We start from the raw sequence: 22,928 nt of genomic DNA, 5'->3' as shown, positions 1-22,928 counted from the left end.
CCGAAAACCAGGGGGCCGTCCGTCGCTGCTATGCTGCCCGGCCGTGAATCCTCCCCCTTCTGTTCCCCCCGGCCCGGGCCCCAACCGCAAGCGGCGGCTTGGGGAGATCCTGATGGACGCCGGCCTGCTCACCGAAACCCAGCTCCGCAGCGCGCTCGCCGAGCAGCGCAAGTGGGGCGGCCGGCTGGGCCTCACGCTGGTGCAGATGGGCGTCGTGGACGAAAGCTCCATGGTGCACGCCCTGTCGCGGCAGCTGGCCATCCCCACGGTGGACCTGGACACGCACGTCCCCGTCCCGTCCGCGCTCCAGGCGCTGCGCGTGGACATCGCCGAGCGCTACACCGTCTTCCCCGTTGCCTACGAGCCCGGCACCAAGACGCTCACCGTGGCCACGTCGGATCCGACCAACGTGGAGTCGCTCCAGGAGCTGGCCTTCCACTCCGGCCAGAAGCTCCAGGTGGTGGTGGCGACCGCGTCCTCCATCGAGCGCGCCATCCGGCACCACTACCACGGCGAGATCACCTCCACGGCCGCCACGCCGCTGAGCTTCGGCATGGACGAGGCCACCTTCGAGCTGGCCCCGCCGCAGTCCGAGAGCGCCCCGCCCCCGCGCGCCCCCACGCCGCCGCCCGTGGTGCGCGACGCGGAGCTGGCGTCGAAGGTGGAGGCGCTCACGCAGCAGGTGGCGGACCTGGAGCGCATGGTGGCGCAGCAGGCCCGCGTGATGCGCGCGATGATGGACGCGCTGGAGGCCCGGGGCGCGCTGACCCGCGAGGAGGTCCAGGCGAAGGCCCGGTGACCACGGCATGGCGCTCCCCTTCTCCGAAAAGCTGAAGCTGGAGCTGACCGTCACCGCAGGCGAGCAGCCCTACGCCATCCCCGGCGGACAGGTGAAGGACTTCTCGCTGCGGATGACGCCCACGGGCTTCCGCTGCACGCTGACGTTCTGGACGGCGCTGGAGAAGGCGGACGCGGCGCTGTTCACCGCGTTCAGCAAGCCGGACCTGGTGCGGGTGCGGCTGGCGCTGTCCGCCGTGCTCGACCCGCCGCCCACGCCGCTGGTGGTGCAGGGCATCGTCACGGAGAAGCGCGTCAGCGGCACCGCGCACGGCAACAAGGACAGCGTGGCGGTGGCCTTCCGCCAGTACACGGTGACCTTCGAGGACCCCGCGCGGGTGCTCTGGACGCAGCACCGCCCGGTGGAGCTGCACACGGCGAAGAAGCTGTCGGAGCTGCTGGACGCGCACAAGCCCGGCGGCCTGCTGCTCACCTACGACTGGGACGCGCTGGAAGAGAAGCACGCGATGGTGTGCCTGGGCATTGGCGACGACCACCCGGCCGCCAGCTTCTACGACTTCGTCCTCTGGTTCGTGGACACGCGCGGCGGCGTGCTCACGTACGACAGCCCCAAGGACACGTACACCTTCTCCGCGAAGAAGCCGGCGGTGGGCACCGTCACCGGGCTCAGCCGCAAGCACGTGGCGCTCGTGGACGTGGAGATGCCGCCGGTCATCCGCCACAGCGCGCGGGTGCTCAACGGCTTCGGCGCGGGCGCAACCACGGTGGCGCTGGAGCAGTCCCAGGCGGTGCCGGGCATCCAGCACGACGTGCTGGTGCGCACGCCCATCGCGGCGGAGGCGGAGCAGCGCCAGTCGCTGGAGAAGGAGCGCCTGCGCGTGCGCAAGCGGCGCCTGCGGCTGACGTTCCTCGACGTGCCGCCCATCGCGCTGCAACCGGGTGCGTTGATCAAGCTGGATGGCGCGCGGTGGAGCCCGGGCCTCGTGGGCGTGGGGGAGGACCTGCGCGTGGCGGAGCTGGCCTTCGACGGCGCGGGGCTCCAGGCCGGTCCGCACGACGGGCAGCAGGAGGCGATGGAGGGCTACTCGGTCACGCTGTCCGTGCTGCTGGAGCAGAAGTCGGATCCGGTGCCGGAGCTCCCCGCGTACCGGCCGCCCCGCTACCCCATCTACGTCGAGGGCAAGGTGCACAGCCCCGGCGGCGAGGCCACGGACCGCATCTACCTCCAGGTGGATGATCCGAAGACGTCCGTGACGAACTACCGGGTGACCATCCCGCTGTGGAACAAGACGGTGAGCGTGCCGGCGGAGCCCAATCAGTTCCCGGGGACGTTCTACTTCCCCCCGTACAAGAACGAGCGGGCGCTGGTGGCGCTGCACTTCGACCACGCGGAGCTGCACCGCTTCCTGGACTGGGGCGAAGGCGTGCGCATGCCCCAGGACAGCCAGGGCGATCAGATCCTCTTCGGCAAGAACGGCGAGAATCAGACGGCGCTGACGCACGACTTCCAGGACAACAAGCCGGTGTGGAACCTGGGGCGGGTGAACTCCAACGACACGGAGGTCATCCGCCTGTCGGAAGGCCACCTCCTCATCCAGACGAAGGAGAACCCCGGCGCCGCCGCCACCACGCCCACCTATGACGTGACGCCGCAGGTGGAGACGGCGAAGGGCGACCTCACCGCGGGCGTGGACGGCGCGGTGAGCAACGCGACGGCGGCCTACAAGGAATCCACGGCGGCGGTGAACGCGAAGCTGAACGCGGCGACGGAGGAGACGGGCGCGGCCCTCGCCGCCGCGGAGGCCCAGGTGAAGGGCAAGGCCGCCGAGTCCCGCGCGAAGCTGACCGGCGCGCTCAACGGCATGGACGGACAGACGGGCGCCCTCGCCGGCGCCGCCGCGGATGCCAAGGCCGCGCTCGCGGGGCTGAAATGAACGAGCTGCGCGCGACGGTGGCGAAGCACAAGTCGACCGTGGAGGGCTTCGGCTCCGGCATCACGCCGCGCCTCGCCACCGCGAAGGGCGAGGTGGAGACCCTGGCCCAGGGCGTCGTGGAGCAGGTCGCCGCGCTGCGCCCGTCCATCTCCGGGTCGTTGGGGGCGCTGCTCGCGCAGGTGAACGCGGCCAACGTGACGCTGGCGGACCCCTCCCCCCGCTTCGACGCGCTGGCCACGGAGGTGCAGGGGCACCAGCAGACGCTGACCGCCTCCAGCACGACGGCGCGCACGAAGGCGGAGTCGCTGGGCCAGGAGGCGACGGCGAAGAGCCAGGGGCTGGAGGCACAGGCGAAGTCCTCCGCCGAGTCCTCACAGGGCCAGCTCACCGCGCTCCAGCAGCAGGTGGCCCAGAAGTGCGACGCGGACAAGAAGTCCTTCGATGCGAAGCTCGCGAAGCGCAAGGGCTCCAAGGAGGAGACGGAGGCCCGCCGCGCGCAGGGCCATGCGCTGATTGAGCAGACACGCTCGCAGCTCACGCAGGACCTCACGGGCGTGGGGTCGACGATCGCGGCGGCGCTGGCGGCGGTGCTGGTGCGGCTGGCCACGTCCCGCGACACGGCGACGGGCCGGAGCACGCAGCTCACCTCCACCCTGGACGGCGCGGTGAAGGACCCCGTGAGCGCGCTGGCGGCGCTGCACCAGGAGATCGTCAACGCGGGCAAGACGACGAAGGACGCCCACCAGCAGCAGCAGTCCGCGCTGGAGACGCAGCGCAAGTCGCTGGTGGATCAGCTGATGGCCGCCGCCGCCGCGGCCGCCGCCATCGTGGACCCGCTGGACACCCAGGTGGCCCCGTCGCTGACGGCGGGCAAGACGCAGGCGGACGGGGCGCTGGACACGCTGGGCAAGACCATTGCCGGACAGGTGGCCAGCGTCACCGCGCAGCTCACGGCGGTGGAGAAGCTCATCGACCAGGTGCAGAAGCAGGTGGAGACCGCCATCACCACGGTGAGCGGCACCATCGACGGCCTGGTGCAGGGAGCGCTCACGGCGGTGGAGACCCTCAAGGCACCGCTGAAGGCGACGCTGGACGCGGCGTTCACCACGCTGGACTCACTGGTCGCGACGGTGAGCGCCCTCAAGCAGCAGGTGATGGCGCTCTTTGAAGTATTGCCCCAGAAGCTGGAGCAGCTTCAGACCCTCTTCCAGCAGATCGTCGGCTCGCTGGAGGCGCTGCTGGAGCGCGCCATGGGCCTCCTGGACGCCATCCCGGCCGCGGACCTGCCCAAGCCGCTGGTGAGCCCCGCGGTGCAGGGCATCACGCAGGTGGTGACGCAGATCACCACGCAACTGGGAACCATTTCCTCCCAGGTGGGCACGCAGCTCCAGGCGGTGCAGAAGACCATCGTCTCGCAGGTGGAGACGGTGCAGACCCAGGCGCAGACGCAGATCGACACGGCCACGACCCAGGCCGTGACGCAGATGGGCACGCTCACGGACTCCATCCTCCAGGGCATCGAGCAGGCCACCGCGCAGGTGGGGCAGCTCATCGCCGCGGCCGTCACGCAGATCGGCACCGTGAAGGACCAGGGCGTGCAGCAGATCCAGGCCATGAAGCAGCAGGTGGCCGCGCGGGTGACGCCGCTGGACACACAGGTGCCGCAGCGCCTGGAGGCCCTGGACGCGCAGGTGGGCTCCGGCATCGACGCGGCGGTGCAGGCCATGCAGACGGCGCGGGACTCGGCGGAGGGCCAGGTGACGTCCGCCAAGGGCCGGCTGGACTCGCACCTGGGCACCACCAACACGTCCGTGACGGGCGGGCTGACGTCGCTGGAGCAGGCCCGCGGGAGTGCGGAGACGTCGCTCACCTCCCAGGCGGATCAGGCGCTCGCGGCCTTCAAGCAGCGCGCGGAGGGCCTGAAGTCGGGCGCCCAGACGCAGGTGGACTCCGTCTCCACCCAGGCCGCGACGCAGAAGCCGCAGCTCCTCTCCCCTCTCGACGCGATTGGCGCCCAGCTCCAGGGCGGCGCCTTCGCGAAGCCGGTGACGGCGGCGAACGGCCGGGTGACGTCCGCGCTGAACGCGCTGGGCCCCAAGCTGGACGCGCTCGCGTCGTAGCGCCTACTTGGGCGAGGCCAGGGACACCGGCGGCTCAGCCTTGGGCGCTTCGGGGGCCTTGGGAGGCCCGGCAGGGGCCGGCGCGGACTCCTGGGCCGGCACGCTCTTGGGCAGGTCCGTGCGGATGCGGCTCTCCTGCAGCTCGATGTCCACCGACCTGGGCACCGGCACGTCCAGCAGCGCCTGCCACGCGCCGTTGGGCGTGGTGAAGAGGAAGCTCACCGCCACCGCCTGCTCCGGCGGAAGGGGAATCTTCACCTGCTTCGTGCGGCTCGGGTAGATGACCACCGTCTGGAGCACGGACTCGTCCGGGCTGATGACCTTGGCCGCGACGTCCGCGTAGCCCTCCGTCATCGTCGTCTTCGACACTGTGCGGACCAGCATGTACAGCGGCCGTCCCTGGTTGGTGCCCGCCGGCGCCTTGACGTTCACCGTCAGGCTGGGCGCCGCGCAGCTGCCCGCCACCACCGCCGTCACCAGTCCCGCCGCCAGCCTCACGCCCCTGCCCTTCATGGCACCACCCCACGGAATGGCGCCCAAGGCTCGCCGCGCAACCCGAAGCTGATCTCCAGCACCTTCTCGTTCGCCGCCAGCCCGCGCCCCGGCAGCACCCACACCACGTTCGACTGGTCCGTCAGCGTCGCGGACTCCAGCAGGCGGAAGCAGTTCCATGACGACTCGGACATCTCCATGGAGCGGTAGCGCTTCCCGTCCCGCGACGGCGAGCGCAGCTCCACGCCAATGGACGACGGCTGCGGGCTCCACCAGCTCAGCGGGAACTCACCCCACGCCGGCCGCTGGTTGAACCCGAACGACGCCGCCCCGCCGCACTTCAGGTACGACAGCGTCACGAAGCTGTCCGGCGTGGGCGCCGCCGGCAGCGGCAGCGGACGCACCTGCATCGCGATGGGCCGGGGCTTGCCTTCGTCATCCCACAGCAGCTTCGACAGGCGGCCCAGCTGGCCCAGCGCGGAGAGCATGCGCGGCGGCAGGAGCATGCGCGACTTCAGCGGGTAGCGCAGCGACCAGTCCGTCCCGCGCTCCTCCACCACCGGCGACAGCACCTGGGTGACGAACTGCCAGAAGGCCCCGTCCTTGCGGCGCAGCACCTCCAGCTCCACCGGGTCCACTTCCTGCGACGCGCTGGGGTTGAATGGATAGCGCTTGATGAGCGGATCCAGCGTGCGGCGGGCCTGGTACGTCCACTGCTCCGCGATGACGCGCTCCAGCTCCGCGCGGCCCCGGTTGCGCACGACGACGAAGGGCTGGCGGAACGGCAGCCGGAACTCGCCCACCAGGCCGTGCTGATCCAGCCACGCGTCCACCCGGCGCAGGTACGAGTCCTCCTCCTCCAGCAGCATGCTCAGCGCCACCCGCCCCACCGGCGACAGCATCTCCGCCAGCTGCGAGCCCGCCGAGGACGCCGTCGCGCCAGCGGGCGCCGCGGGGTCCTTGGGCGCGGCGGGCTTCACCGGCGCGGGCTTCACCCCGGACAGCTCCTGCTGAAGCTGCGACACCAGCGTGGTGTAGGCCGCCAGCTCCGCGAGCGCGCCGGCCTTGTCCGGCGTCATCAGCTGCACCACCGGCTTGAAGGGCGCCACGGCCTCGCGCATCGGCGCGTAGTACTCGCTCTCCAAGGGGCCCACGCTGGCGCGGGTCGCCACGTCGCGCAGCATGGCCTCCAGCGGGGACGACGGCTGCAGCAGCACGGACAGGTCGCTGGACAGCGAGCCTCGCGGCGTGGTGCGGAAGCGGTAGCCCCGGTAGCTCGCGTAGAGGTCCTGGCCGTAGCGCTTCGCGAACGTCTGCACCTTGCCCTGCACGAAGGTGGCGCGCTCCACGGCCTCCTCGCGCGACAGGCGCGACTTGGCGAGCCGCTCGGAGAACTCGTCCACCAGCGGGCTCAGCTGCGCGTCGAAGGCGGCCTTGCCCAGCACGCTGCCCATCACCGGCGCCTGCCCGCTGGTGAACTCCGTGTCGTCGTCCCCTGCCCCTTCGTTGGCGACCTCGGACGGCGTCTCACCCGTGCGAGGGTTGAACGCGTTGCCGTCGAACGGCGAGCGGCCTGTCTCCTTCAGCGCGCGCAGCACCTTGTCCAAGAGCTGCCGCGACACGTCCACCGGGCGGAACTCGTAGTCGCGCCGGAGCACCTCCACGGTGTAGCGCGCGTCGCCGTCGCTGGGGGCGAAGAGGCCGTCCGCGCGGGTGAGCAGCTCCGCGGGCGTCATGCGGGCGGCGGCGCGCAGGGCGGTGTCCGCCTCGTCCTCCATGCGCAGGATGGCCTCCAGCGTCTGGCGGTTCTGGCGCAGCCAGTCCAGCGAGTCCAGCAGGCTGCCCACGCCCTTGAGCTGGCTGGCGTCCGGCTCCGCGTCCGACGCGTTGATGAGGTCCATCACCTTCCGGGCGGAGCTGTACGGCGCCGTCTCCGCCAGCGAGGCGCGCAAGTGCTCGCGCCCGTCGCTCAGCGCGCGCCACCGGGCCAGGTCCAGCTCCTTCGCGGCCAGCACGTCCTGCAGCTGCGTGAAGTGCTCGCGCCACGGCCCCAGCAGGCCGTCCATCGTCAGGTAGGCGAAGGGCCAGCGCGTCCAGGGCACGTTCTCCTCGAAGGGCTTGTCGCTGGCGATGACGTAGTTGGCGATCATCGGCTCGGCGAGGCCCATCGCCTCCAGCCAGTTGTGCTCCTGGTCGGTGCTCGCCAGGCTCAACCCGAAGGCCTCCGTCGTCCACCCCAGCTGCTTCTTGTGCGCCCCGCGGATGCTGCGCAGCACGAACTGGCCCAGGTCCTCGTTGCGCGAGGCGTAGAGCACGCCCAGCGTGTAGAGCACCTGCTCCGGCCGGCACAGCGTCTCCAGGTGGCAGCCGTCATCAGCGGAGGGCGCTTGCGTCAGCGGCGTGGCGCGCGTGCCCCGGCTGGCGAACGCGGGCGCGGGCTGGCAGCCGGGAATCTGGCCGGGGCAGCGCCGGCACTGGTCCTGGCACTTCTCCAGCATCGGCTTCAGGTAGGACATCCGGATGCTGCGCGCGAGCCGGGCCCGCAGCTCCTCCCACTCGTCGGTGAAGCTGTGGGCCAGGGGCGGCCAGTAGCGCGTGGCGCCCCAGAGGTCCTCCATCGCGCGCACCGCTTCGTTCGTCTGGGACTCCACCACGGAGCCGGACACGCTCTGGTTGCGCTCCTCCAGCCGCTGCACCGTCACCTGGAACGCGTCCAGCTTGTCCTGCGCGCGCAGGAGCAGCCGGTAGAAGTGCGCGTAGGCCAGCAGCACCGGCAGGCACCCCACCGCGACGATGGCCGCGCACCGGCGCAGGTGTGTCCAGCGGTAGTCCTGGACCAGCCGCTCCACCGGTTGAGCCGCCTGCACCGCCAGCGCCCCGGTGGGCTGCGCGTCCTTCTCCTTCGACGTCAGGTAGATGCTCTGGAGGTTCAGCGGGTACGCCAGCGAGCCGCTCTCCACCAGCGTGGACACGAAGCGCCCCAGCACCGCGAACGCCTCGCCGCCGCGCGAGTAGAAGGACGCCAGCCGCTCGAACGCGTCCGGCGCCAGGGAGGTGAGCCCCAGCGCCAGGTACTTCTCCATGGGCTGGAGCGCGTTCGCCAGCTCCCCTTCCCTGCCGGCCGGCGGCACCGCCAGTTGGAGCGGTACGCCGTTCGCGCGCAAGAGCTGCGCGAAGTCCGCGTAGCCGTCCAGCGTGTCCATGTGCGTGAGGACCAGCCGCGTCTCCACGGGCGCCTGGCACACCTCCGACAGGAGGTTGAGCTTGCCGCGCAAGAGCTGGGTGACGCGCTTCACCTCGTCCGGCGAGGTCTCCAGCAGCCAGTTCACCTTCAGGACGATGACGGCCCGGCCCACGTGCTGGCGCCCGAAGGTGGCCTTCCACAGCCGGCGCAGCGCGCGCCGTGCGTGGTGCGAGTCGTCCTCCAGCACGGGCGCGGCCAACTCCTGCACCACGACCTCCGGCCCCAGGAAGATCTTCAGGAGCGGGTCGTCCGTGAAGCTGGGCATGAACTGGCGCTTCTGCCGCTCCCAGTCCACCTCCGCTTCGATGAGGTCCGACTTGCCGCTGCCCGCGGGGCCCAGCACCACCAGCGTGGGGAAGTCCCGCACGGACGCGCGGAAGCGCCACGGCAGCTTCGCCAGGAACTGCTTGCGGACGGCCAGCAGCTGTCCCGACGCCAGCGGCTTCTGCTCGCCCGCGAGCGCCGGACCTCCCTGCCGCCGCTTGCGCCACCAGAGCGTCACGCCCACGCCAATGGCCGCGAGCACCACCACGATGCCCAGCACGAGCACCCAGTGGGCCTTCAGCGCGGCCAGGATGGACTGGATCACGCCCACGGTCAGCCGCCGCCCCTTCCGGCCGGCTTCACGGCGAGCTGCAGCGCTTCCAGCACGTCCTCCGCCTCTTCCAGCGTGGCGGTGAGCTTCGCGCGCAGCTTCTCCTGCTCCGGAGGCGACGGCAGCATCCCGTCCCCGGGCGGATCCAACGCCACCAGCCCCTCACGCACGGAGTCCAGCAGCGGCTGCACGCCCTCGCGCAGGGAGCCCAGCTCCGCGCCCACCTGCTGCTCCAGCGCGTCCAGCAGCACGAGCGCCTTGGACGGAGCCTTGGGCGCCGGCGCGGGAGGACGGCCGTCGCGTGTCGGGAAGGGCCTCAATTGGAGACCCACCACAGGAAGACCGGCAGCCCCAGGACGATGGCGGCCGTCACGGCGTAGTAGTGCACCGGGAAGTCGTAGACGGTGGGCACCGAGGGCGGCACCACCGGCGCGGGCGGCGCCAGGGCGGCCGGCTGCGGGATGCGCTCGGAGAGGCGTTTCGACACATCGCGGATGCGCTCCGGCTGCCCCACGAGGCGGCCGGTGAAGCCCGCGGCCAGGCAGAAGCGGATCATCTCGAAGACGATGGTGGGGGTGTCATTGCGACGCAACTTCTCTTCCACGAAGTCGTAGAAGAGGTCGCCACCGGAGTCGACCTGGAACAGGTTCTGCTGCAGGAGCGGCCAGAGATGTTGCTCCGCGTCCGACAGCCGCCGCAGCACCCACTCATCCAGGAAGAAGACGAAGGGACGGATCAGATCCTCCACCTCGTCCGGGGTCATGTCCTCGCCGAACGCGGCGCGCAGGCGCTCCAGCTCCTGGAGCAGTGCGTGCTCCAGGTGGCCCAGGGCCTCCTGCCCCACCCTGCCCTGCGGACGGCGCGCACCCGGGGCCGGCTCGGCGGGCAGGGCCCGGTCGAGGAGCTGGCGCACGCGACGCTGCGTGACCAGGAGTGCGTTCCAATGCTCCAGTTTCATGGATGTGTCTGACTATGTTGGAAGCTGTAGCGGCCCCAGCCCCGCCACCGAGGCCTTGAGCTCGACGGTCGCCTCGTTGTTCCAAGCATCAAGCAGGTCCCTCAACTGCTCAAGAAAGCAGATGACGACAGGCTCGAAGCTCTGGTCGAAGGGCTCCATCACGGCTTCGTAGGCGTGGCGGATCCCCGACCCCTTCAGCGCGCTGTCGGGCACCACACTGAACTTCAACTCCTTGAGCCACGGAAGGACGCGGCGGAACGGGCTCTCCGCGGGGGTCCCCAGGTGACCCAGCAGGGCGACCACCTCATCCCGGCCCAGCGTGGGCTTCGCCTTCCATGCGAGGAATTGCGTCAACGCCTCGACATCATCCCGTAGCACGCTGTCGCGGTGGGGCTGGAGGCTGCCCACGGTCTGCCACTTCAGGCCCTCGATGTGGCGGCCCGGCACGGACACCTCCACCCTGCCCGCCGCCTGCGCGGAGAACTGCGGCTGGTGCCACAGCGCCTCCAGGACAATCTTGCGCGGCGCCGTGAACGCCTCCGGCATGCGCACGATGAGGCTCTGCCGGGACGTGAGCTTCTCGTCGAAGGTCTCGTCCACCTCGTAGCTGGGGCCCTTGCCGGGCAGGAACGCGGGCCGCAGCGGGGACAGGCCCGCCTTGGTCATTTCAAAGACGCCCGTCACCGAGTGCAGGCTGAACTCGCGCCCCGCGCTCATGCTGAGGATGGGGTGCTCCGCTCGCGTGCCGTCCGCCACCACCACCTGCGCGGGCTCCGCCTTCAGGTTCACCACCGGCACGGTGAAGAGCTGGAAGAAGTCCGGGTGCAGCGAGCGGCCCACCGTCCAGTCCTTGTCCAGGTCCAGGCAGAGGCAGAAGCGCATCCAGGAGCTGCCGCGCGGCGGCGGCACCTTCACGTGCACGAAGAGCTGCTGCTCCGGGAACTGGAAGAACGCGCGCAGGCGCTGGAACGGGTGCGCGTAGAGGCCGCCGTCGTCCGGCGCGGGCGGGTCCCGGTTGAAGGACACCTCGCAGGGGCTGCCCACGGAGTGCTCGTCCGCCTGTTCGTCGTAGACGACGCTCACCTGCTTCAGGTGCTTGCGCAGCGCGTGGAACACCGCCAGCGACGAGCGGTACTCGTCCAGGTGCCGCACGTGCAGGCTGAGCACGTCGATGGCGTCCTTGCGCGCGAAGCGGGACTCGAAGCGCAGGATGAGCCGGTGGCCGCTCCGCACCTGCGGCACCACGTCCGTGCCCTTGAGGAAGATGGGCAGCACGCGCAGGTCGCGCTGGAGGCGGAAGGATCCGGCCACCCCTTCGGCGGGCGTCAGGCGCAGCTCCGTGCCCCGGGTGAGGAGCACCGGCTCCACCATCTTCTCCGTGGGCACGGCCTGCGCCATGGCGGCGGCGGGCACGGGCTCCAGGAGGAAGTCGAAGAAGCCCGCGAACAGCCGGCGCCAGGTGGAGCGCAGGTTGTGCAGCGTGGCGTGCCGCGTCTGAACGGAGAAGAACGCCATCGCCTCGATGAGGCGGCGCACGTCCGGGTCCTCGCGGTCCAGCGGGGCCGCCGGGTGCCGCTCCTGGAAGCGCTGCCGGAAGCGCTCCAGCCCGTCCAGCTCCGACAGGAAGTCCAGGTAGATCTTCTCGGAGAAGTCCTTCACCGCCCGCTCTCCCGCCGTCCGTCTGTCATTGCCATGTGTGAGTCAGCCGTCTTCAGCCGAGCTTCACCAGCGTGCCGCCCACGCTGGTGATGGAGCCCTTCAGGTTCGCCATGCCGGAGCTCTCCAGGTCGAGCTTCCCGGTTCCGGACACCTTGGTCATCGCGCCGGACATCTCCGCCTGGGACTTGCCGGCCAGCTTCAGCGTCACGCCGTCCACCTTGGCCTCGCCGCCGGACGTCACCATCTCCGCGCCCATGTTGCCCTTCATGGCCAGCTTGGACGTGGCCTCGATGTTCACGTTGGCGCTGGAGGCCAGCTTCGCGTCGCTGGTGGCCGTCTGGGTGAGCTTGGCGCTCGACGTGAGCGTCATGTCCTTGGTGCTCTCCACCGTGAGCGTGTCCTGGCTGGTCCACTTGGAGACGCCCTTGGACTTCATCGTGATCGTCTGGGTGTCGAAGGTGAGGTCCTTCACCGTCACGACGATGCTGTCCTGCTTCTGCACGATGGTGCTCGTCTCCTGCTGGCCCTTCACCGTGATGGTGATGCTGGTGCCGTCCATCACGACGGTCTGGGTGATCTGATCATCCGCGTTGTCGACCTGGACGGTGATGCCCTTCACCTTGTCCAGCTCGATCTTGCAAACCAGCGTGCCCATCGTCCCTCCCGCCTTACGCGGACTCTTCCTTCACCAGGATGAGCAGGTTGCCTTCCTTGAGCTCGATCTTCTCCGTGTCGCTCTCGTTCGTGCGCTGGAGGCGCCACAGCGGCTTGTTGTCCTCGTAGAAGTGCCGCATGGACGTGCCGCTCGTCGTGGTCTTGCCGACGAGCAGGTGCACGCCCTGCCCGTCCGAGGGCAGCCGCGCGCCCGCCCGCCAGTCCAGGTGGCGCTTGAGCCACGCGCGCAGGAAGTCCAGCGCCACCAGCACCCGGGCGCCCTTGTAGGCCGGGAAGTAGAAGTGCCCCGGCTGCAGGTTCGCGTTGAAGGGCACCTGGATGATCTGGTTCGCGAAGAGCGGCAGCTTGACCTTGTAGCTGTCCAGCGAGGTGGCGTCGTCCGTGTACGCCTGCCAGGTCTCGTCCTTCTTCTCGCCCACCTCGCTGACGATGAGCCCCTCCACGAAGCGCGGATACACGGGCGCCGTGAAGGGCGGCAGGTCCACGTGCTTCTCGTCCTTCTTCTCCAGCCGCGTGGTGAAGGAGATGAGGTAGCGGCTCTCCGGCTTGGGCCGCCGTGCGCCCTCCTCCCCTTCCCCGTCCGCGCCCGGCTCGTCGCCCTCCGGAGGCAGCGGCTCCGCGCGCAGGCTCATCCGGCGCACCCGGAAGTCCTGCGTGGACGGCACGCCCGCCGCCTTCCACCCGGCCGTGTCCGGCAGCTTCACCAGCGCGCCCGGGGCGAAGGCCACCGGCGGGAAGCGGTTCCAGTCCAGCTCCACCTCCAGGCCGCGCACCTTGAGGCGCGCGGTCTCCAGCGTCACGCGGGCCTGCACGTCGTTGGCGATGTCCGTGCGCAGCAGCACGTCCTGGCGGATGCCGGTGACGGCCTGGGCGTTGGTGATGGCCTGGTTCTTGGGGCTCTCCGCGGCGGCGTTGAGGATGGCCACGTCGTGGCGCGCCACCTCCGGGAACACCACCGTCACGCTGTCCACGTCCGCCGCGCGCAGCGTGAGCGGCGTGCCGGTGGCGTCCTTCGCCGCGCGCAGCTGGTAGCCCTGGGCCGTGTAGTCGTACGCCAGCACGCCGTTGCGCGTGTGCACGAACCAGACGACGAAGTCGTAGAAGCTGGCGCCGGACTCCGGGGTCAGGCCCAGGAAGATGAGCGGCAGCGTGGCGTCCAGCTGCGCGGCCCAGTCGTTGGCCAGGGCAATCTTGTCGCCCTTGTGCGCGTCCAGCACGTCCTGCAGCGTCTTCTGCGTGTAGAGCACGCACGGGTGGTGCTGCGACCAGAGCAGCCGCGCCGGGTCCACGAAGCGCACGGTGTAGTGCCGGTAGGTGATGCCCGCGCCCTTCACCTGGGCGACGCCCTCCTCCGTGAGGGACTTGTCCAGCCCCAGCCCCTTCACCTTCAGCGACGTGAAGGTGGGCTTCGTCGCCGTGTCGGAGTGCACGGCCTTCAGCTCCAGCGCCACCTCCACCAGGTCCGGCTTGAGGAAGTCCGCCAGCAGCTTGTCCTGCTTCTGGCCGCCGTGCGCCGTCTCGTCGAGGACGCGGAACTCCACCCGCCCCTCGTGCCCCCAGCCGTGCAGGTCCAGCTCGAAGGCGAGCACGTCCGACGAGGGGATGGCGTGCGCCGTCCCGCCGATGGTGAGCGTGAGGCCCAGGTCCAGGCGGTCGGCGAAGGCCATCAGGTGTCCTCCGCCTGCACGCGCACCCGGCCGGTGGTGGAGTGGAACATCAGCCGCAGGTGGCACGGCTGCCCGTCGAAGGTGCCCTTGCAGTCGAAGTACAGCCACAGCGCGCTGTCGCGGCCGCGCAGCTTCACCTCCGGGTCCACCAGCCGGGGCTCGTGCTGCGTCACCTCCTGCTGGATTTCGGCGGTGAGCGCCTCCACCAGCTCGCGCGTGCCCAGCTTCTCCGTGTACCCGCCCAGCCCGAAGTCGTGCATGAAGAAGCCGTAGCCCTTCTTCGTGTTGAGCACGGCCTCGATGTTGCGCATCACGTGCTCCAGGCTGTCGCGCGTGTTGGAGCGCTCCGCGCGGCCCGCGAACTTGTCCAGGAACGGTGCGCGCGCCATGGCGTCTAGCTCCTCCGCCAGAACAGCGACGTCTGGGCGCCCCGGAGCGCGGGCGTCACGTAGAAGGCCAGGCCGTCCTCGCGCAGCGCGTGCTGCCACTCCTCGCCGTTGCTCAGCAGGTACCAGTCAATCTCAGGGCCCAGCGCGTGCGGGAACGACGGATACGGCACGTGCTTGAACGGCACGCCCTTCAGGGCCTGCCGGCGCACCAGCGGCAGCCGCGAGGGGCTGGCCAGCTTCACGCCGTCCAGCGGCGTGCGCTCCCCGGGCTGGGTGCGCTGCACCAGCAGGTACGTTTCGCTGGCGGAGCGGATCTCCGGCGGCAGCGGCGTGAGCTGGAACTGCCCTTCCTTCGCCTGGAAGGCCTTGTGCGTGGAGCGCGTGGCCTCCGGCTGGAAGCTGCGCTGCAGCAGGCGGATCCACCCGCCCAGGGACTCGTTCAGCCCCTCGTGCTGGTACACCGGCATCTGGTCGTCCGGGAGCATCTCCAGGTAGCAGCACGCCTCGAAGTACAGCCGGCGCAAGGCGTCGAACAGGTGGTACGGGTGCACGTACACCTGCCGGAACATGTCCCGGCGCAGCGCGATGAGCCGCTGCACCTCGAACAGGGCCCGGCGCGCGTTGGTGAGCCGGTCCGTGCGCAGGTACGTGTCTGAGATGTTCGTGAGCAGCTGCTGGCGCACCTGGTCCATCAGGTCGTCCAGCGTGGTGAGCAGCCGCTCCAGGAAGGGGTTGGGCCCCACGAGCAAGAGCGCGGGCACCCAGTCCGGGGACGTGTGCCACGCGCCGTCCTCGTCCTGGGACACGGCGGCCAGCCCCAGGGACGCGACGGTGCCGTCCAGCACCGGCTCCGTGGACAGCTGCAGCTTGTGCAGCACGCGCTGGAGCACCGGCGGATCATCCGCGTACAGGCGGATGCCCTCCGCGCTGACGGTCTCCTTGAGCACGTGCAGGTAGACGATGAACTCCGTCTTGCCCACGGCCTCCAGCGACAGCGGCGCGATGACGGCGTTGCCCGGGACGTCCAGCAGGTCCCCGGACTTGGTGACGACGGTGAGCGCGGAGATGGACAGGCTGCCGCTCTGCAGGAGCGACTCGTTCCAGGCCATGTTCGCGACGCCGTAGGACGGCAGGCCGGACAGCGTGGAGTGGAGGCGGATCTCCGCGTCCAGCGCGTCCTCCTGCGCGACGAAATGCTCCGGAAGAAGCGTCTGGCCTACGTGCCAGCGGACCCGTGCGAGCTTGTACCGCTGCATGCGCCGTTCTTTCCTTCCACCCGCCCTTCCAGGCCGGGAGCGAGTCCTGCTCCCGGCCCGGTTTAGGCGCAGACCGCGGCCAACGCTACTTGGCGGCCGCTTCGGTGATGCCCCACTTCTTCGCGATCTTCTTCGTCGACGAGGTGGCCAGGTTCAGCGACTGCTCGGCCGCCTGCGGCTTGATGCCGATCTGGAACGTGAAGTTCTTGGGCGACTGCACTTCACGCGACTCGTTGTCCGCGACGGACATGTTCAGGTCGTCGCCGTTCTTCTCGAGCAGGCCCTTCATCTCCGCGTCGAGGAAGTTGGACTTGAAGTACTTCTTCCCGATGGGGTCGTACTCGTAGATGACGTACTTGAAGTTGACTTCGATGTTGCTGAAGTTGCCCAGCAGCATCTCCGCGATCTTCTGCTTGTTCGCCACCGACACCTGGCCGGAGAAGTACATGGCGTCCGTCACGCCCGTCTCCCACAGGTAGTGGTTGAGCACCGCGACGACCTTGTCCGCGATGGCCGCGTCCGGGTTCTCAGGATCCTTGATGGTCTCCTGGTCCGCCGCCAGCGCCTCTCCGCCGATGGTGATGGCGGTGATGTAGCCCACGGGGCTCTGCTTGTCCTTCTTGAAGTTGAAGCCCTGATACACGTCCAGGTTGCGCGAAAACTGGGGCATCTGTCACTCCAGGGTAAGCGGGGCAGGCTCTCACCTACCCCGAGTGGGGATGCGGCCTAACCGAGCCGCGACTCGAGCATCAGCTCCACGTTGAGGCCTTCGAACTGGATGTGCGGGAGCACGGCCAGCTTGCAGTCGTACCAGCCGATCTCACCGGGGCGCGGGAAGACGGTCACGCTGCTCGCCTTGAACGGGAAGCGGCGCACGGTGAGGTCGTCCGGGTTGGCCACGGTCGTGACGTAGTTGGACAGCCACGAGTCCAGCTGCCGCTGGATGTAGGGCGCGTCCGCCGTGTTGCCGATGTTGTCGCGCATGATGCACTTCACGTAGTGCGCCAGCCGCGTGATGGAGAACGTGTAGGCCAGGTTCGTGACGAGCTGCGAGTTCTCCGAGTCCTTGGGGTCCTTGAACGTCTTGGCGACCTTGGCGGACTGGGTGCTGAAGAACGTCGCGTCGCTGGAGCCCTTGCGGTACACGAGCGGGATGAAACCGGAGCGCGCGAACTCGTACTCGCGGTAGTCCGGGATGGCGATCTCCACCGGGGCCTTGATCTCCTCCTGGCCGCGCAGGGAGAAGGTGTCCACGGGCAGGCCGGTGATGAGGCCGCCGCCCTTGGGGCCGCGGATGGACTGGCACCAGCCGCTGATCTCGAACGCCTTCACCATGTTGCGCGCGAGCAGGATGGCGGAGTTGCCCCACAGGTACTTGTCGGAGTCGCCGCGCGCCGTCTCGGTGAAGTTGAGGACGTCGCAGGGGTTCTTGTCCGGGTGCCAGGGCAGGCGCAGCACGTAGCGCGGGAAGGTCAGGCCCACGTACGCGGCCTCCTCCGTGTCGCGGAACGCGTTCCAGCGGCCGAACCGCGGGTGGGCCAGCACGCCCTCCAGGTTCTTGATGGCCTCCATCTCTTCAATGGTCTCGCAGCCGAAGAACTTGTGGTTCACGGCGGAGATGAACGGCGCGTGCGCGGCGTTGGAGACCTTGGCCATGCGCTGCAGCCAGGTGAGGTCCGCGGGCGTGGAGGAGAAGTCGTACAGGCCCACGATGGCGCCGAAGGGGCGGCCGCCGTACTGGTCGTACTCCTGGATGTAGACCTTGTCGAACAGCGCTCCGGCGAAGATGTTGCTGGAGTTGTTCTCGAAGTCCTCCGCCAGCTCATCCTTGGCGACGTCCAGGATGTCGATGGCGATGTTGGCCTTGAAGTTGGTGTGGCTGACCAGGTCATCCAGGCCGCGCCACGTGGACTCCAGCTTCTGGAAGGTCTCGTTGTGGAGGATCTCGTTCATCTGCGCGTCGATCATGCGATCGATGCGGCTGATGACGTCCAGCACCTGGCCCTTGTCGAAGCGGGCGGTGTTGTCCGGGCCCTCCACGGGGGCGACGTTCTGCAGCAGCGCGGCGACGCTGGAGAGGAAGCGGCTCTCCAGGGTGACCTGCTGCTCGTCGACGGCGGGCGCGAAGTTGGTGGTGATCATCGGCGCCGATTCCTGGGGCGGATCGAGCCGGACGCTGCTGAACAGGCGCTTCAGGTAGGTGGTCTCAGCCATGGCGGAGTCCTTTTAAGTTCGGAAAAAGAGGATGGAAGGCGGATCAGGACGCGGCGGGCGGCTTGGCCCCGGCGGCGACGGTGGCGGCGACAGCGGCCGTGGCGGCGGCGGCACCACCGGCGGCGGGCTTGCCAGCGGCGGGGGCGGCGCCGGCGGCGGGAGCGTCCGTCTTCGCGGTCTCACCGGAGGGCAGGCGCATGGTCTCGTAGCCCTTCAGCTCGTTGAGCAGCTCCTTGAGCGCGTCCGGCTTGGAGAACAGCTCGTAGAGCTCGCGGCGCAGGTCCTTGCGGTTGTCGATGTTCGACTGCATCTCCACGAGGAGCGTCTTCAGGAGCAGCAGCGCCTTGAGCTTCGGCACGTGCTTGACGATCTCATCCGGGTGGAAGGACTTCATCCGGTCGATGGGGAGCGTGACGTTCAGCTCCTCCTCCACGTCCGGGTTGATGCGGTTGGCGACCTGGAAGTTGGCGGACATCTTCATGTCCTTCATCAACTCGTCCAGGTTGCGGCCGTCCACGGAGCGCAGCTTGCGCGTCTCCAGGTCCGTCTTGCGATCCTCGGAGGTGCCCAGCGAATAGTCGCCCATCACCAGCAGACGCAGCGGCAGGTTCACCGTCTCCTGCTCGCCGTTGATGGTGGTGCGGTACGTGAGGGTGATGCGGGATTTGGGCAACTGATCCTGAATGGCCACGGTGACTCCCTGACAATCGCAGTGCGTTTTCTTCCCCCCGTCCTGCTGGAGCCGCCCCGGGAGTACGCGCTGCCGAGTGAACATTTACAGCCTAGGCGCGATCAGGAATTCCCGTCAACCAGCCGACATGTCAGGTCTAGCGGGGTTCTGATGATCGCAATTGTGCGGTGTCCCCCGTGAACAGGAGGACCTCCTGGGTCTGTTCCGGGCCTCCTACCAGAGGCTCGTAACCCAGATGGCTGCCGTCCTGGAGCTTCGCGTAGCTGCTCTGATCACGCAGGCACAGCACGACGGTGAGCGCGAGCGGCGTCTCCGCGAGGCTCGGGAGGATGCGGGTGTTGAGGCGCCGGCGGGCCTCCACGGCCCAGGGGACGCCGGTGCCGGAGTGCGGCTCGTTGAGGAACAGCCGCACCTCCACCCCGCCCGTGGGAACGGTGGCGAAGCCGCCCACCGCGCTGCCATCCCCGAGCGCGGCGGCGCCCAGGCGGATGCCCTTGGCTTCGATGCGCTGGCGGCGCGTCTCGCGGCGCACCAGCACCTCCGCCTCGGGAAAGACCTTCGCGAAGAGCCAGTGCAGGCTGCTGGGGCACGCGAGGCGCAAGAGGCGCAGCCGGTGCGAGGTGTTGTGCTCCCAGCCGGGGAGCAGGGATTCGTCGCGGTCCGGGAACTGCCCCGCGAAGCGCGTCCGCAGCAGCAGGTGGTCGAAGTAACCCAGGAAGTCCGCCATCGTGTCCTGCTCCAGGCGGTCCATGGCCTGGAAGAGGAAGGACGGCAGCGGCGTCTGCACGCTGAGCAGGCCCAGGTTGACGGTGATGACCACGCGCTTGCGCGGCTGACGGGTGAATTCAATGGCATGCACCAGGTGCGGCTGGTGCACGGTGCTGCGGTGGCTGCGGAACTCCACCTCCGCCTCGCCGTAGCCCTCCTTGGCGAGCAGGTCCAGGAGGGCCGGCACGTCGAAGCTGCGGATGCGCTCGGTGATGCGCTCCTCGACGGTGAGCTTGCGGCCCGGCTGTTCGCGCTCCAGTGCCATGGGGGCTATTCGTCGTACTCGGAGCCGCCGCGCTGGGACTGGCGCTGCTGGGCGACGAGGAACGCGTCCAGGTCCACGCGGTAGAGCTGATCCATGGCGCGGAAGGACAGCGTCTCCGTGTTGTGCAGCATGGGCTCAATGGCATCCGCGTGCTGCGCGAGGCCGTTGAAGAAGCCGGAGAAGAGCTGCGGCAGGTACACGCGCGGGTCGAACCGCTCCACGGTGGCGAGCACGTCCACGGCGATGACGCTCGCCTTGGCGTAGTCCTCGCGCTCCACCAGCGCTTCAAAGGCAGACAGCTTGCGCACCAGCTGCGCGAGCGCGGGCGACATGGGCACGCTCGGGCCGGCGTCGGGGGACTCGGCGCGCGCGGCCTTCTTCCTGGGCGCGGGGCGGGCCTCTTCCTCCTCCCCTTCGTCGTCGTCCTCCTCTTCTTCGTCGTCCTCGTCCGGAGCCGCGGCGGCGAGCTCGGGCGCGGCGGGCTTGGGCTCCTCCGGCGGGGGCAGGAAGGGCACGCCCTGGGCGTGGGAGCGCAGCGCGCCGAGCAGCGTGCGCATGGCGTCCATGCACGCGCTCTTCTGCAGGATGGCGAGGGCGGCGATGAGCGGATCGCCCAGGGCCAGGGCCTCTTCCATGGGCTCGCGGTTGCCGGGCGCGTTCCAGGCCTGCCACTGCGCGTCCTTGAGGCGCGAGTGGTGCTCCAGGTGCTTGCCCATCATCTTGAGCAGCCAGCGCAGGCCGGTGTCCGCGAAGACGAGCTTCTTCTCCACCGGGCCGAAGAAGTCCCAGTTCTCCGTCAGCGTCCGCTTGAGGGAGCGGAACAGGACGGGCAGCGCCTTCATGCCGTCCGCGAAGAAGTGGCCGAAGAGGTACGGCCCCACGAGGCGCACGTCGCGCACGCCCTCGCGCAGGAGCACCGCGGCGGCGCGGGCGGCGTCCGCGTACTCGCTCTTGGCGACGAGGCCGGTGATGGCCTCCAGGCGCGGATCCGGACCCTCGGATTCATCCAGCGGCACGGGGGCGCTGGTGAACTGCGTGTCGAGCAGCGTGAAGTCGACGGCTTCCACCACCAGCGCCGGGCTACCCATCGATGGCCACCATCTGTCCGGGGGAGACGACCTGGATGACGCCGCCGTAGCTGCACATGCACTTGGAGTTGCTCTCCAGCGCCGGCATGTTGCCGATGAGCACCTTGGGGCACCCGGGCACCCAGGGAGCGGCGGTGGCGGGGATGCAGGGCATGGGGGTGAGGACGCCGAAGGCCGCCGCGGTGGCCGCCGCCACCATGGGGTTCGCCAGCGAGTTGCACATGGCGAAGGGCAGGATGTTCACGAACGGCTTGTTGTCCATGATGTTCGCCGCGGGCGTCGTGGCCATCACGCGGTTCACGGGCAGGACCATCAGCGACGAGGGCGCCGCCCCGAAGCTGCATTGGAGCATCGCTCCCATCACGACCTGGACACCCATGTGCCGCTCCTTTTTCAGCGCGCTGGCGACGGGCCATCTTCACCCGAAGTCCCAGCGCTTTCCAGCAGCCGTCCCCGCAGCGCGGTGAGGGCCTGGAACATCGGGTCCTTCGCCTTGCGGTGCAGCGCGCCGGTGAAGAACTGCGAGGCGCACCACGCGTCGTCGACCGCGCCCTTCACCCGGTGTGGAAAGAGCGGAAAGAACTCGATGCGGTCGGGCAGGAAATCCCCGCCCAGGAGCATTTCGATGCGCCGGTTGAGCTCCTGCTCGCTGGACGGGGAGGCAGGCGTGGCCCCCGTGAAGGCCAGGAGGATGAAGCGGGAGTGGCTGGCGAGGCCGCCGGTGGACACCGGCACCACGCTGGTGCCCACGAGGAACGGCACGTCCTCCAGCGCGGCGGTGACCTCCTTCGCGGAGTAGGTGCGGCCGTCGTGCCGGAAGCCCTGCGTGCCCCCGTAGTGGTAGCGCTGGCGGATCCGCGCGAGCAGGACGTGGCCCGGCGGGCGGTCCTTGTCCGGCAGGAGCGTGAAGACGCCCACGTCCGTGGGAGCGCCCTGCCCGCTCTCGTTCGGATCCTTCAGCGTCCACGCGCGGCCCGGCACGGGAAAGACGTCCGTGTGCACGTCCGTGGTCGGCTCCGTCACGCCGCGCGAAGACATCAGCACCGCGCCGCCGGCCGAAGCGTCGATGAGGATGTTGGAGGACGGCACGGACTGGAGGCCGCACTGCTTCACCCACGTGCGCCACGCCTGGGCGTCGTAGGGCTCCTCCGGGTTGCGGAACCAGTGCTGCACGTTGCGCAAGGAGGCGCGGTGACGCAGCAGCAGGTCGCGCAGCTTCGGCGTGACGCCCAGGGCGCGCAGCGGGTGCTCCAGCAGCGGGGCCGGGTTGAGCGCCAGGTCCGCCATCTCCAGGTGCAGGTAGGTGGCGCCGCGCAGCAGCGTGGCGAAGAGGAGCGCGGGCAGGTGCTGGAGCACCGGGAAGTCCGGCGCCGCGAGGAGGTCCCCCGGCGCGAGGCCGAAGGTGAGCATCCCGTCGCCGATGGCGCCCTTCCACGCGTTCTCCGCGGTGAGGGGCACGGGCGTGTGCGGCGGATCCACCAGCGGCGAGAAGAGCAGCCCCACCACGTCCGTGGGCTTGTACGTGTGCGACGTGAAGCCCGGCGCTCCCCTGCCCTGGCTCTTGAGCAGCAGCTGTTCGTGGCCCTTGAGGAGCGGGAGCTGGTGGGGCTCCGCGGCGATGAAGTCCGGCTTCAACGAGTCCAGCCGGGTGGCCATGGCGCGCGGGCCCATGGGCGGCAGGAGCGTGAAGCAGCCCCCCAGCTTCAGCGTGGCCAGGAGCGACACGAGCAGCTCCTGCCCCACGCCGTGGACCAGGCAGACCTTCATGCCCGGCTCGACGCCCTGATCCGCCCACTCACTGGCGCGGCGCGAGGCCAGGTCGTGCAGCGTGCGGTAGCCCAGGGCCTGCCAGCCCTGGATGCGCGCGTGCGTGCGGAACGCGGGGCGCTCCAGCGCGACGTGGCGCACGATGAGGTCGTGGAAGAAGTCGTACTGCTGGCCCGGGCGGCTCTTGGGCGGCGGGACGCCCCGGCCCGCGTGGGCCTCCGCGAGCGCGACGGCGAACCCGTCCGGATCCTCCCAGCTCTCCTGCCACCACTTCGGGGCCCCGGACTCCGGGGCGAAGCCGGCTTCCAGCTGCCGGAGGATGTCCTTCACGTCGAAAGGCATGGGTGT

The 22,928-nt window shown here is 69.7% G+C and carries 19 protein-coding genes; 3 read left to right on the top strand and 16 right to left on the bottom strand.

All coding sequences use genetic code 11. The annotated features are described in order from the left end of the window. Positions 1-112: 112 nt before the first annotated feature. From NR792_RS07735 to NR792_RS07725, 3 genes are read left to right on the top strand one after another with little or no spacing between them, the layout of a single operon-like run. Positions 113-799 (top strand): hypothetical protein, encoded by a 687-nt coding sequence (locus tag NR792_RS07735; protein WP_375759426.1) that lies wholly within the window; start codon positions 113-115, stop codon positions 797-799. A gap of 7 nt (positions 800-806) precedes the next feature. Next, complete coding sequence (locus NR792_RS07730; protein ID WP_375759425.1) at positions 807-2,732, top strand: hypothetical protein; 1,926 nt, start codon at positions 807-809, stop codon at positions 2,730-2,732. After that, complete coding sequence (locus NR792_RS07725; protein WP_375759424.1) at positions 2,729-4,852, top strand: hypothetical protein; 2,124 nt, start codon at positions 2,729-2,731, stop codon at positions 4,850-4,852. Before NR792_RS07730 ends, NR792_RS07725 begins: the two co-directional genes overlap by 4 nt. A gap of 3 nt (positions 4,853-4,855) precedes the next feature. Here the strand turns inward: NR792_RS07725 and NR792_RS07720 are convergent, their stop codons facing one another. From NR792_RS07720 to NR792_RS07645, 16 genes are all read right to left on the bottom strand, one after another. Next, positions 4,856-5,365 carry a hypothetical protein gene (locus NR792_RS07720; protein ID WP_375759423.1) on the bottom strand — a complete coding sequence of 170 codons (510 nt, stop codon included), beginning with the start codon at positions 5,363-5,365 and terminating at the stop codon, positions 4,856-4,858. Next, on the bottom strand, positions 5,362-9,177 hold the full coding sequence (locus tag NR792_RS07715; protein ID WP_375759422.1) for a type VI secretion protein IcmF/TssM N-terminal domain-containing protein: 3,816 nt from the start codon (positions 9,175-9,177) through the stop codon (positions 5,362-5,364). Before NR792_RS07715 ends, NR792_RS07720 begins: the two co-directional genes overlap by 4 nt. A gap of 8 nt (positions 9,178-9,185) precedes the next feature. Then, a complete protein-coding gene (locus NR792_RS07710; protein ID WP_375759421.1) occupies positions 9,186-9,503 on the bottom strand; it encodes a hypothetical protein in 318 nt (105 codons plus the stop codon). Next, positions 9,500-10,141, bottom strand: a complete 642-nt coding sequence (locus tag NR792_RS07705) for a DotU family type IV/VI secretion system protein (protein ID WP_375759420.1) — start codon at positions 10,139-10,141, stop codon at positions 9,500-9,502. Before NR792_RS07705 ends, NR792_RS07710 begins: the two co-directional genes overlap by 4 nt. Before the next feature lie 12 nt (positions 10,142-10,153). Beyond that, positions 10,154-11,800, bottom strand: coding sequence for a type VI secretion system baseplate subunit TssF (locus tag NR792_RS07700; protein WP_375759419.1), 1,647 nt, complete (start codon positions 11,798-11,800; stop codon positions 10,154-10,156). Between the two features lie 52 nt (positions 11,801-11,852). Then, positions 11,853-12,455, bottom strand: coding sequence for a hypothetical protein (locus NR792_RS07695; RefSeq protein ID WP_375759418.1), 603 nt, complete (start codon positions 12,453-12,455; stop codon positions 11,853-11,855). 13 nt (positions 12,456-12,468) lie between these two features. Then, a complete protein-coding gene (locus tag NR792_RS07690) occupies positions 12,469-14,142 on the bottom strand; it encodes a hypothetical protein (protein WP_375759417.1) in 1,674 nt (557 codons plus the stop codon). Continuing rightward, positions 14,142-14,531, bottom strand: a complete 390-nt coding sequence (locus tag NR792_RS07685) for a GPW/gp25 family protein (protein ID WP_375759416.1) — start codon at positions 14,529-14,531, stop codon at positions 14,142-14,144. The genes NR792_RS07690 and NR792_RS07685 overlap by 1 nt, the downstream gene beginning before the upstream one ends. Positions 14,532-14,536: 5 nt before the next feature. Further along, on the bottom strand, positions 14,537-15,787 hold the full coding sequence (gene tssK / locus NR792_RS07680) for a type VI secretion system baseplate subunit TssK (RefSeq protein ID WP_375759415.1): 1,251 nt from the start codon (positions 15,785-15,787) through the stop codon (positions 14,537-14,539). 85 nt (positions 15,788-15,872) lie between these two features. Then, complete coding sequence (locus NR792_RS07675; protein ID WP_375759414.1) at positions 15,873-16,457, bottom strand: hypothetical protein; 585 nt, start codon at positions 16,455-16,457, stop codon at positions 15,873-15,875. Positions 16,458-16,513: 56 nt separating this feature from the next. Next, positions 16,514-18,001 (bottom strand): type VI secretion system contractile sheath large subunit, encoded by a 1,488-nt coding sequence (tssC, locus tag NR792_RS07670; protein WP_375759413.1) that lies wholly within the window; start codon positions 17,999-18,001, stop codon positions 16,514-16,516. Positions 18,002-18,044: 43 nt separating this feature from the next. Then, positions 18,045-18,692, bottom strand: coding sequence for a type VI secretion system contractile sheath small subunit (tssB, locus tag NR792_RS07665; RefSeq protein ID WP_375759412.1), 648 nt, complete (start codon positions 18,690-18,692; stop codon positions 18,045-18,047). Positions 18,693-18,828: 136 nt separating this feature from the next. Continuing rightward, on the bottom strand, positions 18,829-19,725 hold the full coding sequence (locus tag NR792_RS07660) for a hypothetical protein (protein ID WP_375759411.1): 897 nt from the start codon (positions 19,723-19,725) through the stop codon (positions 18,829-18,831). A 5-nt stretch (positions 19,726-19,730) separates the two neighbouring features. Next, positions 19,731-20,813 (bottom strand): type VI secretion system protein IglI family protein, encoded by a 1,083-nt coding sequence (locus NR792_RS07655; RefSeq protein ID WP_375759410.1) that lies wholly within the window; start codon positions 20,811-20,813, stop codon positions 19,731-19,733. Continuing rightward, complete coding sequence (locus tag NR792_RS07650) at positions 20,806-21,192, bottom strand: DUF4280 domain-containing protein (protein WP_375759409.1); 387 nt, start codon at positions 21,190-21,192, stop codon at positions 20,806-20,808. The genes NR792_RS07655 and NR792_RS07650 overlap by 8 nt, the downstream gene beginning before the upstream one ends. A 14-nt stretch (positions 21,193-21,206) precedes the next feature. Further along, a complete protein-coding gene (locus tag NR792_RS07645) occupies positions 21,207-22,922 on the bottom strand; it encodes a long-chain fatty acid--CoA ligase (RefSeq protein ID WP_375759408.1) in 1,716 nt (571 codons plus the stop codon). Positions 22,923-22,928 lie beyond the last annotated feature (6 nt).

It is taken from the genome of Corallococcus exercitus, assembly GCF_042231735.1.
Taxonomy (GTDB): domain Bacteria; phylum Myxococcota; class Myxococcia; order Myxococcales; family Myxococcaceae; genus Corallococcus; species Corallococcus exercitus_B.
This window is presented reverse-complemented; position numbering and strand designations above follow the sequence as displayed.

Bases quoted from the DNA above. Each gene is read 5' to 3' on its own strand.
- NR792_RS07735 (WP_375759426.1), top strand. From the start codon at position 113: ATGGACGCCGGCCTGCTCACCGAAACCCAGCTCCGCAGCGCGCTCGCC.
- NR792_RS07730 (WP_375759425.1), top strand. From the start codon at position 807: ATGGCGCTCCCCTTCTCCGAAAAGCTGAAGCTGGAGCTGACCGTCACC.
- NR792_RS07725 (WP_375759424.1), top strand. From the start codon at position 2,729: ATGAACGAGCTGCGCGCGACGGTGGCGAAGCACAAGTCGACCGTGGAG.
- NR792_RS07720 (WP_375759423.1), bottom strand. From the start codon at position 5,365: ATGAAGGGCAGGGGCGTGAGGCTGGCGGCGGGACTGGTGACGGCGGTG.
- NR792_RS07705 (WP_375759420.1), bottom strand. From the start codon at position 10,141: ATGAAACTGGAGCATTGGAACGCACTCCTGGTCACGCAGCGTCGCGTG.
- NR792_RS07695 (WP_375759418.1), bottom strand. From the start codon at position 12,455: ATGGGCACGCTGGTTTGCAAGATCGAGCTGGACAAGGTGAAGGGCATC.
- NR792_RS07690 (WP_375759417.1), bottom strand. From the start codon at position 14,142: ATGGCCTTCGCCGACCGCCTGGACCTGGGCCTCACGCTCACCATCGGC.
- NR792_RS07685 (WP_375759416.1), bottom strand. From the start codon at position 14,531: ATGGCGCGCGCACCGTTCCTGGACAAGTTCGCGGGCCGCGCGGAGCGC.
- tssK (WP_375759415.1), bottom strand. From the start codon at position 15,787: ATGCAGCGGTACAAGCTCGCACGGGTCCGCTGGCACGTAGGCCAGACG.
- NR792_RS07675 (WP_375759414.1), bottom strand. From the start codon at position 16,457: ATGCCCCAGTTTTCGCGCAACCTGGACGTGTATCAGGGCTTCAACTTC.
- tssC (WP_375759413.1), bottom strand. From the start codon at position 18,001: ATGGCTGAGACCACCTACCTGAAGCGCCTGTTCAGCAGCGTCCGGCTC.
- NR792_RS07660 (WP_375759411.1), bottom strand. From the start codon at position 19,725: ATGGCACTGGAGCGCGAACAGCCGGGCCGCAAGCTCACCGTCGAGGAG.
- NR792_RS07655 (WP_375759410.1), bottom strand. From the start codon at position 20,813: ATGGGTAGCCCGGCGCTGGTGGTGGAAGCCGTCGACTTCACGCTGCTC.
- NR792_RS07650 (WP_375759409.1), bottom strand. From the start codon at position 21,192: ATGGGTGTCCAGGTCGTGATGGGAGCGATGCTCCAATGCAGCTTCGGG.
- NR792_RS07645 (WP_375759408.1), bottom strand. From the start codon at position 22,922: ATGCCTTTCGACGTGAAGGACATCCTCCGGCAGCTGGAAGCCGGCTTC.